The 12,104-nt window shown below is 69.3% G+C and carries 10 protein-coding genes and 1 pseudogene; 3 read left to right on the plus strand and 8 right to left on the minus strand.

Annotated features, from left to right (window positions below; all coding sequences use genetic code 11):
* Positions 1–236: 236 nt before the first annotated feature.
* Positions 237–2,396: a RecQ family ATP-dependent DNA helicase gene (locus OG953_RS11735; protein WP_405684022.1), complete on the minus strand. Its 2,160-nt coding sequence runs from the start codon at positions 2,394–2,396 to the stop codon at positions 237–239.
* A 188-nt stretch (positions 2,397–2,584) separates the two neighbouring features.
* On the opposite strand from OG953_RS11735, the pseudogene OG953_RS11740 reads away from it, so the two are divergent.
* Both OG953_RS11740 and OG953_RS11745 read left to right on the plus strand, forming a co-directional pair.
* Positions 2,585–4,155: pseudogene (locus tag OG953_RS11740) on the plus strand (helicase-related protein); the annotation flags it as partial.
* 216 nt (positions 4,156–4,371) lie between these two features.
* Positions 4,372–5,010: a hypothetical protein gene (locus OG953_RS11745; protein ID WP_405684024.1), complete on the plus strand. Its 639-nt coding sequence runs from the start codon at positions 4,372–4,374 to the stop codon at positions 5,008–5,010.
* 66 nt (positions 5,011–5,076) lie between these two features.
* On the opposite strand, the gene OG953_RS11750 is transcribed toward OG953_RS11745, so the two are convergent.
* From OG953_RS11750 to OG953_RS11775, 6 genes are all read right to left on the minus strand, one after another.
* The gene (locus OG953_RS11750; RefSeq protein WP_405684026.1) at positions 5,077–5,697 is read right to left on the minus strand and encodes a hypothetical protein; all 621 of its coding nucleotides are present in this window, start codon (positions 5,695–5,697) and stop codon (positions 5,077–5,079) included.
* 60 nt (positions 5,698–5,757) lie between these two features.
* Entirely contained in the window at positions 5,758–6,468 is a 711-nt protein-coding gene (locus OG953_RS11755; RefSeq protein ID WP_405684027.1) for a ribonuclease HII, read from the minus strand.
* Between the two features lie 351 nt (positions 6,469–6,819).
* Entirely contained in the window at positions 6,820–8,559 is a 1,740-nt protein-coding gene (locus OG953_RS11760) for a DUF4153 domain-containing protein (protein ID WP_405684028.1), read from the minus strand.
* Between the two features lie 233 nt (positions 8,560–8,792).
* The gene (locus OG953_RS11765) at positions 8,793–9,695 is read right to left on the minus strand and encodes an ADP-ribosylglycohydrolase family protein (protein ID WP_405684029.1); all 903 of its coding nucleotides are present in this window, start codon (positions 9,693–9,695) and stop codon (positions 8,793–8,795) included.
* A gap of 12 nt (positions 9,696–9,707) precedes the next feature.
* Positions 9,708–10,367: a histidine phosphatase family protein gene (locus OG953_RS11770; protein ID WP_405684031.1), complete on the minus strand. Its 660-nt coding sequence runs from the start codon at positions 10,365–10,367 to the stop codon at positions 9,708–9,710.
* A gap of 25 nt (positions 10,368–10,392) precedes the next feature.
* The gene (locus OG953_RS11775; RefSeq protein WP_405684032.1) at positions 10,393–10,713 is read right to left on the minus strand and encodes a hypothetical protein; all 321 of its coding nucleotides are present in this window, start codon (positions 10,711–10,713) and stop codon (positions 10,393–10,395) included.
* A gap of 240 nt (positions 10,714–10,953) precedes the next feature.
* Between OG953_RS11775 and OG953_RS11780 the strand changes: the two genes are divergently transcribed.
* The gene (locus tag OG953_RS11780) at positions 10,954–11,388 is read left to right on the plus strand and encodes a TetR-like C-terminal domain-containing protein (RefSeq protein WP_405684034.1); all 435 of its coding nucleotides are present in this window, start codon (positions 10,954–10,956) and stop codon (positions 11,386–11,388) included.
* A gap of 58 nt (positions 11,389–11,446) precedes the next feature.
* Here OG953_RS11780 and OG953_RS11785 read toward each other — a convergent pair whose 3' ends face one another.
* A complete protein-coding gene (locus OG953_RS11785) occupies positions 11,447–12,052 on the minus strand; it encodes a YdbC family protein (protein ID WP_405684035.1) in 606 nt (201 codons plus the stop codon).
* Positions 12,053–12,104: the final 52 nt, after the last annotated feature.

The following is a 12,104-nucleotide window of genomic DNA, read 5'->3' on the forward strand; positions in this document are numbered from 1 at the left end:
GTAAGGGCTGCCCCCTGATCGGTTCTTGAATTCACCGACTTGGGCAAAGGCCGACGGTGCGTACGCGGACGCTGGCGCGTCCGTCTCGCTGGTCATCGTAGGTAGCAGCACAGCAGCGAAGTACCGTAACCACAACGACCATCACCGGGGCACGCCACCCATCCAAGACCTTGAAGCGGCCGAAATGGTGGCTGACGTCCGCCCTGGCTGACAAGAAGGATCCCGATGAGGGAAGCTCAGCTGGCCGCAGCGAGGACCAACGGAAGAACCTGTTCGCTGCCTGCTTGGCGGATCAGTCGGGCAGCGACTGCGAGGGTCCAGCCGGAGTCGGTGTAGTCGTCCACGAGCAGCACGGGACCGGGGCAACTGGCCAGGGCAGCAGCCAGCTCCTCGGAGACGGTGAAGGTGCCGGACAACGCCTTGAGGCGTTGGGCCGAGTTGCTGCGGCGTGCCGCGTGAGCGCTGTCCGGCCCGGCGTACGTCAGAGTGCCGAGGTAGGGGAGACGGCCGATGGTCGCGATTCCCTGGGCGAGGGAGCCGACCAGTTCCGGGCGGGACAGGGACGGCACAGCAACGATCCCCACCGGCCGGGCGGAGGCGTCCGGGACGTTCGGTGCCCAGCCGCCCGGCGAGCGTGCCCAGTCGGCAAGGACGGCGACCGCGGCATTCAGGACGTCGTCGGGGACCGGGCCGTCGGGGGTGTTCTCGGCCAGGAGGGGGCGCAGGCGGTTGCCCCAGCCGATGTCCGAGAGGCGGCCCAGGGCCCGGCCGGTGGAGCACTGCTCGCCGGCGGGGATGCGGCCCTTGAGGTCGATGCCGAGGGCGGGCATGCCGGTCGGCCACATCCGGCGCGGCTCGACCTCCACTCCCGGGCGATCCAGTTCCTTCTCGGCTCCCGTCAGTGCTTCGGTTGAGACGGAGGAGCCGATCCAGGCGCCGGCGCAGTTGTCGCACCGCCCGCATGGGACCGCGCCTTCGTCGTCGAGCTGCTGGCGCAGGAACTCCATCCGGCACTGGGAGGTGCTGACGTAGTCACGCATGGCCTGCTGCTCAGCGGCCCGCTGCCGCGCCACCCACGCGTACCGCTCGGTGTCGTACGTCCAAGGCTGCCCGGTGCTCTCCCAGCCGCCTTTCACCCGCTTGACGGCCCCATCCACGTCGAGGACCTTGAGCATCGCCTCCAGCCGGGTGCGCCGCAGATCCACCGCCGCCTCCAGGGCCGGCACGGACAGCGGACGCCCCACTTCAGCGAGGGCCGTAAGGGTCTGGCGGACCTGGGCCTCGGGCGGGAAGGCCGTGTCGGCGAAGTAGCGCCAGATCGCCTCGTCCTCCTTGCCCGGCAGCATCAGCACCTCCGCGTGCTCCACCCCACGCCCCGCACGGCCCACCTGCTGGTAGTACGCGATCGGCGAAGACGGCGAACCAAGGTGGATCACGAAACCGAGGTCGGGCTTGTCGAATCCCATGCCCAGCGCGGACGTGGCCACGAGCGCCTTGACCCGGTTCTGCTGCAGATCGGCCTCGGCCTGGAGCCGGTCGGCGTTCTCCGTCCGCCCCGTGTAGGAGTCCACCTTGAAGCCCCGCTGCCGCAGGAAGGCCGTGGCTTCCTCGGCCGCGGCGACCGTCAGCGTGTAGATGATCCCGGAGCCCGGTAGCTCGTCCAGATGCTCGGCCAGCCACGCCAGCCGGTGAGCCGCGTCAGGCAGCCTGACGACGCCAAGCCGCAGACTGTCCCGCTCCAGCGAGCCCCGCAGCACCAGGGCCTCGCTCGCGCCGGTGCCCAGCTGCTCAGCCACATCCGCCGTCACCCGGGCGTTCGCCGTCGCCGTCGTGGCCAGCACCGGAACACCCGGGGCAAGATCCCCGAGCATGGCCCGCAGCCGACGGTAGTCGGGCCGGAAGTCGTGGCCCCAGTCCGAGATGCAATGCGCCTCGTCGACCACCAGCAAACCGGTCGTGGCCGCCAGCTTGGGCAGCACCTGCTCCCGGAAATCCACAGAATTGAGACGCTCCGGACTCACGAGGAGAACGTCGGTCGCGCCACTCTCGATCTCGTCGTAGATCGAGACCCACTCCTCCGGATTCGCCGAGTTGATCGTCCGCGCCCGGATACCGGCCCGCTCCGCCGCCTCCACCTGGTTACGCATCAACGCCAGCAGCGGCGAGACGATCACCGTCGGCCCGGAGCCACGCCGGCGCAGCAAAGCAGTCGCAACGAAGTACACCGCCGACTTACCCCACCCGGTGCGCTGCACCACCAGGGCCCGTCGACGTTCCTCCACCAGGGCTGCCACCGCCTGCCACTGGTCCTCCCGCAGCCGCGCCGAACCCCCAGGGGCGCCGACAAGCTCAGCGAGGATGGCATCGGCTTCAGCACGGAGCTCCAGGTTGGTCATGCCCCCATGCAACCCGATACCACTGACAATCGACCAACTCACCCTGAGTGACAATCCCCTCGCAAGCGGTCCACTGGCCACGCACCGATCAAGGACAGCCAGGCGCGAGCACTCGACCACTACCACCCCAGATCGACATGTTTACCCAAGTCAGGGCCCCAATTCCGCCTGGAATGCAAATGCCCTCCCTGTTCGGTAGCCCCGAGCGGCTCAACAATCCCGATTTCATGGATCAGGTCCTTCCCCGGCTTGCCGCCGCGACCGGGCTGCTCGTGGTCGACGAGGCGCACTGCATTTCCGACTGGGGCCATGCCTTCCGGCCCGACTACCGACGTCGGAACTCCCCGGCTCGGGGATCATCTACACGCTGACGGTCGCGGCCGCCGAGGAGATCACCACATATCTGCGCCAGTGCGGGCACACGGTGGCGTCCTACACCGGCCGCACCGAGAATGCCGACCGTCAGCAGGCCGAGGACGATCTCCTTGCCAACCGTGTCAAGGCCCTGGTGGCAACGTCCGCGCTGGGCATGGGATTCGACAAGCCCGACCTGGGTTTCGTCGTTCATCTCGGCTCGCCTTCCTCCCCCATCGCCTACTACCAGCAGGTGGGACGCGCGGGCCGCGGTGTCGAGCATGCGGAGGTGCTGCTGCTCCCGGGCAAGGAGGACGAGGCGATCTGGCAGTACTTCGCATCGGTTGCCTTCCCTCCCGAGGAGCAGGTTCGGCGGACGATCGACGCTCTCGCCCAGGCCGGCCGACCGCTTTCACTGCCGGCTCTGGAGCCGTTGGTCGACCTGAGACGCACCCGGCTGGAGACCATGCTGAAGGTGCTCGATGTCGATGGCGCGGTCAGGCGGGTCAAGGGCGGCTGGATCGCCACGGGTGAGTCCTGGGTGTACGACTCCGAGCGCTACACCTGGGTGGCCCGCCAACGGGACTCCGAGCAGCAGGCGATGCGCGATTACGCGACGACGACCGGCTGCCGGATGGAGTTCCTGCGCCGCCAGTTGGACGACGAGCAGGCAACCGTATGCGGGCGCTGCGACAACTGCGCGGGAGCCCGCTTCGACGACCACGTGTCCGATGCGGCCCTGGACGGTGCGCGGGGCGAACTCGGCAGGCCCGGCGTGGAGGTGGAGCCCCGCAAGATGTGGCCGACCGGTTTCGCCGCCGTGGGCATCGATCTCAAGGGCCGTATTCCTGCCGGAGAACTGTCGTTCACCGGCCGCGCACTGGGCCGGCTCTCCGACATCGGCTGGGGCAACCGGCTGCGCCCGATGCTGGCGGCGCAGACACCGGATGCCCCCGTGCCGGACGACGTGACCAACGCGGTGGTGAGCGTGCTGGCCGACTGGGCCAGGGGGCCCGGGGGATGGGCATCCGGGGCGGAGGACGCCGCGCCCCGACCGGTCGGGGTGGTCACCATCGCCTCGCGCAGCAAGCCGCAGCTCATCCAATCACTCGGCAGCCGCATCGCCGAGGTGGGCCGGATGCCCCTGCTCGGCAGCGTCGCCTATGCACCGGCGGCCGCCGGGGTACGGATCTCGCAGCCCAACAGCGCACAGCGGCTCCGGGCTCTGCACGAAGCACTGGTCGTGGAGCCCGAGCTGGCCGACGCCTTGGCCGCGGCAGGCGGTCCCGTGCTGCTTGTGGACGATCTCTCGGACACCGGCTGGACACTGGCCGTGGCCGCGCGGCTGCTGCGCCGGGCCGGGGCGCAGGGAGTGTTTCCGCTGGTCCTTGCCATTCAGGCGTGACAGGAAGCGTCATCCAGGCACGGCGTGGGCAGGGATATCAGAGTCATTCCGGCTGATTCCCGTCAGCTGCGCCAATTGCTCGTTGCCGCCTGCCGATACGCCAGCAAGAATTGGACCGCTCCCCGCACGGCCCTTTCGCGGCCCGGAAGGGCTGTGCCGCGGTGCACCCTCACCCGACCCTGCCCGCACCGTGGGCGCGTATGCGAAGGGAGGATCGTGACCTTCGGATTCGCTCCGTCCGCAGCCACTTCGATGTCGGCGTCCTCGGCATCTGCCGATTCCGCCAACCGCCTTGCCAGGATGCTCGAACCGGCCGAGTGGGCCGAAGCGGGCATACCGTTGCTGCGCAGTCCCCGCGAGGTCGTCAGCGGCCTGCACGCCCGGCACCGGCCGGCCCCGGCGACCGCTGTCGTCGCCGTACTCGACCATGAGGAACGCCTCACGGCCAGCGCCTCGTTCGCCCGCCGCTCCATAGCCGCGGACGGCTGGGAGTTCCGCAACGCGCTGCTGGCACATCTGCGGCGGGTCATCCCGCACGACCTGCGCCGCCGCACACCTGTCCGTACCGCAGTACTGCTCTACTGCCGCGAGGGCGACGAGCGTTGGACGGAGGAGGACGGAGCGTGGATGTGGGGCCTGCGGGACGCCTGCACATTGCACGGCCTTCGGTGCGGCGCGTACATCACGCTGACCCGCGGCGGCTGGCAGGTGCTGGGCGAGGGCCGGGGCGGGCGTCGGCCCAGTTCGACATCGCAGCTGTCCGCTCTTGCCGACACATCTCTCGACCACGATCCGGTCCCGCTGCGCACCGGCGGCGGTGCGGCTCAGGCGCTGCGCCGCACCGCGGCACGCTGACCCGTGGTTGCGGACCCGGCCGCCCTGTCGGGCAGCCGGGTCACCACGGCCCTTGTCCCCTACGGATCAGACGCCGACGCCGAGCACCGCGTTGATCCGCTGCGGGTCCCCGCACACGATCAGCAGGGCACCGGCGCGTTCCTGCGCACCGGACAGTGCGCCGGCAATGCCGTCACCGCCGTCACCGTTGACGGCGACGATCACCACGGGGCGGGGCTTCACCCGCTCCGTGGCTGCGGCACCGGCGAAGAAGACGTCGTCGCCGGCTTCGTGCTGCGCCCAGTAGGCGGCCTCGCCGAAGGAGAGTTCGTGCGCTGCCCACGGGTGCTGCTCACCAGTGGTGAGCACCAGGATGTCGCCCGGTGCGCGTCCGGAGTCGAGCAGCAGGTCCACCGCTTCGTCGGCAGCGTCGAGTGCGTCGGCAGCCGAGGCGGGGATCAGCTGGATCTGTGGTGCGGAACGATTCTCCGGCCGGGCCGCCTGCGGCTGGCCGGAGCTGGAGTGCGGACGCTGCGCCGGGGGCGCGGGCCTCGCGGGGCCGGGTCCCGGGCGACCGGGGCGCGGCATGGCCGCTGAACGCGGACCGGGTACAGGACGGGGGGTCGACGCGGTGCGGCCTGCGGCCGGAATGACGCGGGGACCCTGGACGCTCTCGTGAATCTGAGGCTCCTCGGGGATGAGAGGCATGGGTGGTTGTCTATCAAACGCCGACACGCAAGGCATCAGCGGGTGGGTACATGTGCGCGATCAGAAGTCGAAGCCGAGTTGGCCCCCGCTTTCCAGTGCAGCCGCCTCGGCGGAGAAGCGGACCTTCTTGAGGTGCTGCCACTTGGGCAGCGCGTCGAGGTAGGACCACGAGAGGCGGTGGTGGGGTGTGGGTCCCCACTCCTCCAGCGCGGCCCTGTGCACGGGCGACGGGTAACCGGCGTTGGCGCCGAAGGCGAAGGCGGCGTACTCGCCGGAATCCGCGCCCAGTTCGGCCATCATCGTGTCCCGTCGGACCTTCGCGATCACCGACGCAGCCGCAACCGCGATACAGGACTGGTCGCCCTTGATCACTGTGCGAACCTGCCAGGGCCGTCCCAGGTAATCGTGTTTGCCATCGAGTATCACCGCGTCGGGCCGCACCGGCAGGGCTTCGAGGGCGCGCACAGCGGCGAGGCGCAGTGCAGCCGTCATCCCCAGGTCGTCGATCTCCTGCGGAGAGGCATCACCCAGACCGAACGCGGTGACCCAGCGCTCCAGCAACGGGGCCAGCTCCGCGCGGCGCTTGGGACTGATCAGCTTGGAGTCGGTGAGTCCGGCGGGAGGTCTGCGAAGGCCGGTGACGGCCGCACACACAGTGACCGGTCCCGCCCACGCTCCGCGTCCGACCTCGTCGACACCGGCGACGGTCTTGGCACCAGTGGTAGCGCGCAGTGAGCGCTCGACGGTGTGCGTGGGTGGTTCGTACGGCATGGCGCCTGTCAGCGTACGCCGATGGGAACGCCGACAACACCCCGGGGCGCCCGACGGCCGCCCCAGCCGCACACCGAGCCGCAGAGCGGATTGCGGCACGGTCATGGGCCCCGGCGTTCAGTTTGCTGCGGTACATGCGTCCGAAGAGCTGTGCGTACGAAGGCGGTGCCCACGAAGCGTTGTGCCGACGCCAGGAGAACACGACTGAGGATCACCAGCTGAGGCGCTCAGCAGTGAATGCATCACATTCGTGAAGCACGGAACGCAGCGCCGAGCCGGAGCGGCGGACACACAGCAGGTGCCCGCTCGCACCGCGGTCGCTCGGCCTGCACCTGTGCGGGTCAGCCCACGTCAGTACGGGTCGTAGGGGTCGTACGGATCGTCTCCGTCACCGCCGCGGTCACTGCCTCCGCCGCTCGTACGCGAAGCGTTGCATGCCTGCGCCAGATCGTTCGAACTCCGCTTTCTCAGAATGTCCCGGGCCCGCGCCTCGCCCCAGCTGGTGGCGTACCAGGGATCGTCGGAGTCTCGCAGCGACCGTTCGATGTCCATGAGGGCACAGGAGCGGAGCGGCTCGGGCAGTGCGTCCAGGGCGGGTACGGCGTCGGCCGACAGGCCTCGGAGGTAGTCGATGTCGATCGAGTGGTCGTTGCGGTACCGCTGAACGTTCTGCTCCGCGATCAGCCCGTCGGGCGAGATCAGCCCGAACGCGAGCACGGCGACGGCTGCGCTCGCAGCCACAGCGCGCGGCAGCAGGCGGGCGCCGAACACTCCGGCCGCCATGATCAGGACGAGCACCACGCCCAGCCAGAGTTCCACCGCTGCCACGGATATTCGCAGCCGCGTCAGACCGTACGCATCGACGTACAGGTCCATGCGCCTCAGCGCGGACGCCACGACGATGAGGGTGAGCAGGCAGAGCACGCCGAGCACGCTACGGACGAGAGTGCGGTCGCTCCCCCGTCCACGAGGGGACCAGCGCAGGGCGAGTGCGATCACCAACAGCGTGAGGAGTGTGGCCCAGAGAAGCTGCCAGAAACCCTGCCGGGCGTACTGGGAGTAGCTGAGATCGGTCTCTGTCATCACCTTGTCGTATCCGCCGAGCAGCACAGTGAGCTGGATGGCGATGAAGACGGCGAACAGCAGATTCAGCACGATGAGCGGCAGGGCCCATTCCAGCCGCCCACGTGCCTTCCCCGGACGAACGGCGATGCCGTCCCAGCGCACCGGGGCAGCTGCGGTGTACGCGGCGGCGAGCGCACCGATCAGGCCGACGACGAAGAGGAACAACCGCCAGGGGATGCCGCCCACCGACACATCGGGTATCAGATTGCCGAGCACATCGGCGAAGGCGGCATCGGCGCTTGCGAACAGTGCCCCGAACACGATGAGCAGGACGACCGCCACCGCGGTGGTGCGGAATACCACGCCCAACCGGCCTCGGGAGCCCGCCATCCGCTCGCGCACGCCTCGCCCGCCCCAGGCCAGACCCTCGGCGATGGAGCTGAACAGGCCCAGTGAGCCGAGAAACACCCCGAGCCAGCTGCGACTGCCGTGCAGGGCGAGTGAGCCCAGTGCGACGGCCGACACAACGGCGAGGAAGGTGGGCCATCCGGCGTCCCGAAGGGCCGGGACGGCGAGGAGCGCCAAGCCACCGACCGCCCAGACAGCTGTCCATGAGCGGAGGCGGCGACCGGCCGCCTGTGCGGCGAAGAAGGCCGCGAGCGCGGCGGGGACCGCGACGATCAGCAGATTCAGGCCGAGGCCGTCACCCAGCAGCAGGGCGCTCAGTATCGCGGTGGCCAGGACGGAGTAGAGCGTCGCGCTCTGAATGATGGCGGGCCTGGCCGGGCGCAGCCGCGAGAGCGCCGGGGCCTGGGGTTGGCCTGGCTGCCAGGGGTTGGGCGGATGCTGTTGCCTGCCCGATTGCGCGTACGCCGGTACTTTCGGCGGCTCGGGAGCGACTCCGCGAGGCTCCGGCAGCGGGGCCTTCGACAATGCGGTCGGCTCGGACGTCCCAGCCTGACCCGACGGCTCGGACCGCTCTGGGGCATCTTCCTGCCGGGGCGTTTCTGACGTGTGATCGGACATGGGACCCCTCCCTCACCGGGGTCTGCACGCACCGCCGCTGGGCAGCGCGGGGCACCCCGGCGTCTCATTTCGGTGCACACCCGTCAGGATGATCACCGAGGGCGGCGTGGCCGAAAGAGTAGCCTCCGCTTACTGTCTCCGACCGCGTGAGGAAGGGCTGTGGCAGTACCGTGACAGTCGGGTGGCCCGGCTGGCGCGGCCGCATCGGGGGCGGCGCTGTCGTCGCCCCCGGACTATCGCGGGAGCCAGTCCGGCAGCTCTTCCGTCTGTGCCGACCAGTCGGCAGGCGGTGCGCCCGCCTTGCCCGCTGCGACGATCCCTCCGACGATCGCACAGGTCGTGTCGACGTCGCCGCCTGCTTGGGCCGTCAGCCAGAAAGCCTGCTCGAAATCGCCAAGGCTCCGCGCCGCCGACCAGAGGGCGAACGGAACGGTGTCATGCGCACTGGTACGTCGGCCGTTGCCGAGGACCGCGGCAACCGTCGCGGCATCGCCGTAGTCGAGCATGTCGCGTGCCCGGCGCAGTCCGGCACCGACCGCGCTGCGCGGTACGAGTGCGATCACGCCGTCGAGGAGCTCTGTCGGGGTGGGTGGTCCCGCGGTCGCCGCCGCCAGCGAGGCTGCGGCCGCGACGGCCATCGCGCCCACGACCGCCTCGCGATGCTGGTGCGTGGGGTACGAGGAGATCTCGGCCTGGTGTGTGGCCTGCTCCGGGTCGTCCGCGTACCAGGCGCCGAGCGGCGCAATGCGCATCGCCGAGCCGTTGCCCCAGGAGCCCTGGCCCTTGAACAGCGCCGACGCCAGCTCCCGCCAGTCGCCGCCTTCCCGTACCAGCCTGAGCAGCCGGTTCACGGCAGGACCGTATCCCCGGTCGAAGTCATGATGCTCGGCGAAGGAACGAGCGAGCGCGTCCTGGTCGATTCGCTCGTGACCCACCAGCACGGCCAGCACCGACGAGGCCATCTCGGTGTCGTCCGTCCACTGCCAGGGGCCGGGGGGGAGTTCGCGCTGCTTCAGCAGCGGATAGTTGGCGGGCACAAAGAACTGGGAACCCAGTGCGTCCCCCACGGACAGCCCTCGCAGGCTCGCCAGGGCGCGTTCGAATCGTTGGTCGGAAGCAGAGTCAGCGGTTGTCATCGCACTTCCACTCTATCCGGTGATGCCGTACGGCTCAGGGGTACGCCAGCGCTCGAACGGCCGGTCAAGGGTGTAGCGCCCGTCCTCTCCGAGTATGAGCGTCCTGGTCTCCCCATTGCCCGGATTGGACAGTGACTCGAACTCTGCCACTGACCAGTGGAACCAGCGCATGCAGAACAAACGCATGGTCAGTCCGTGCGTGACCAGCAGAACATTCGGCGGGTGGTCTGGGGCTTCGAAGCTGCGGTGCAGACTCTCCAGAAAGGCCCCGACCCTGTCGTACACATCGGCCCCGGACTCTCCCTGCGCGAAGCGGTAGAAGAAATGACCGTACGCATCCCGGTATGCCTTCTGCAGCCTCACGTCGTCCCGGTCCTGCCAGTTCCCCCAGTCCTGCTCCCGCAGCCGCGGCTCCTCCCTCACACGCACCCGCTCAAGGTCCAGCCCGAAGGACCTGAACGTCTCGTGCGTGCGGCGATAGGGCGAGACGTACACACTGACCCGCTCGCCGTCGAACAGCTCGCGCAGCCGCACGCCCGCCTCCCTGGCCTGCCGCAGCCCTGTGGCGGTGAGCCTCAGCGCATGGTCCGGCTCACGCTCGTACACCGTGTCATCGACATTGCCCTCGGACTCCCCGTGCCGGACGAGGACAATGCGTTGCGGTCGTGCCATGTACCGACCGTAGATCGACTGCGGCTCATTCGAGCAGTTGTCGGGACTCCATCCGACGAATGTCGCCGGTGAAGCGGCGGCGCAGCAGCCGGTCGTGGGAGACCACCACCAGCGCGCCCCGGAGGGTCAGAGCTTCTTCCAGCTCCTGCACGAGTCCGAGTGCCAGATGATTCGCGGGCTCGTCGAGCAGCAGGTCCGCGGGCCGGGCCAGCAGACGGGCGAGGGCGAGCCGTCTGCTGGCCCGCGGAAAGCGATCCGACCGGCACCTGAAGATCCCGGGACCGGAACAGTCCGCACGAAAGCCTCCGTTGCCGCCGTGAATCAGCAGTCTGTCGCCTGCCGCCACGCAGAGCCGGTCGACTGCGATCCGAGCACCGACCCGTAATGCCCGTCAGGGACACCAGCTCCCCTTCGGTCGCGCCGGCCGTAGGCCGAGCGGTGAAGCGCAACGGGTCCGGAGGCCTGGGGACGGGCTCCTCCCTCAGACGCTCCAGACGCTTGCGAGGTCGTCGAATACTTCGCGGAGCATTCCGGCGTCCACAAGACGACCCTCTACCGCCGCTGAGGAAACCTCGAAGGGCTCGTCGTGGACGCCCTGGACCCGGCTGGAGAGGACAGCTGGGCGGCGCCCGACACCGGAAGCCTGGAAGGAGATCTGCGCGCCCTGGCGCACACGACAGCCGACGCCTTCACGGATCCTGCCGCAGCGGCCGCACCGACCGCGTTCACCGCCGCGGCCTTCCAGTCCCAGCGCGCCGCCGAAGCGCTGAGCGCCTTCTACTCGGAGCGGTTCGCCCGCTGCGACGTGATCGTCGCGCGCGCCGTCGCGCGCAACGAACTGGACCGGCACACGGAGGCGGAAACGCTGGTCAGGGCCGTGGCCTCGCCCTTGTTCTCCGGACTGTTCATCACCTGCGAGCCCATCGACGAGACGCTGGCCGACCGGGCTGCCGACGCGGCCCTGGTTGCTGCCCGAGCGAGCGTCTTCAGCACTCCGCCCATCTCGGCCGAACCTGCCTGATCAGCAGCCGCATCGCCCCCGGCGCACTGTCCCCGCCGCACCGCTCCGTGTCGGCCGATCACACCGTCCAGGACGGCTCAAGCTGCACGACGTCTCCCGCCACCGCCGTCACATCGTCCTCGGTCCGCGCCCGTTGAGTCAGCCGCTCAATGCTCCCCGCCCGATACTTGCCACGCTCGGCGCTCGACTGCCACATGGACAACACGAGGAACTCGTGCCCCGACGCCTCCCCGAACACCCCTCGCAGCATGCCCGGTGATCCGGCCATTGCCGGATTCCACACCCGCTCCTGCATCAACGCGAAATGCTCGACCCGGTCCTCGTGCACCTTGCTGTGCGCCACCCTGACAACATCCGCATCGGTGAAGCGGGGCTCAAAGCCGGTCTTCACATCGAAGCGGTACTCGAACAGTTTGACCTGGATGCTGCTGTACGTGCCGGACTGCTCGGCAGCCAGTCGGTCGTGCGCGCGCGCCATGAACGAGTCGTAGAAGACGCGGTTCTCCCAGAAAGTAAAGACGTGGGCCACTTCCGGACGCCCTCGACTCCACCCGCCGCCCTGTCCCCTGAACCCCGGCTCACCCAGCAGCCCCGCCCACTTTCGCTGTCCCCGTTCAAAACCTCGACGGTCCACCACGGTGCAACGAATCCACTTGACCAGCACCGCGCCATCGTACGGTGCCGAACGTGGTAAGGGTCACGCTCTGCCGGAGTAC

Source organism: Streptomyces sp. NBC_00057 (genome assembly GCF_045041165.1).
Classification (GTDB): Bacteria; Actinomycetota; Actinomycetes; order Streptomycetales; family Streptomycetaceae; genus Streptomyces.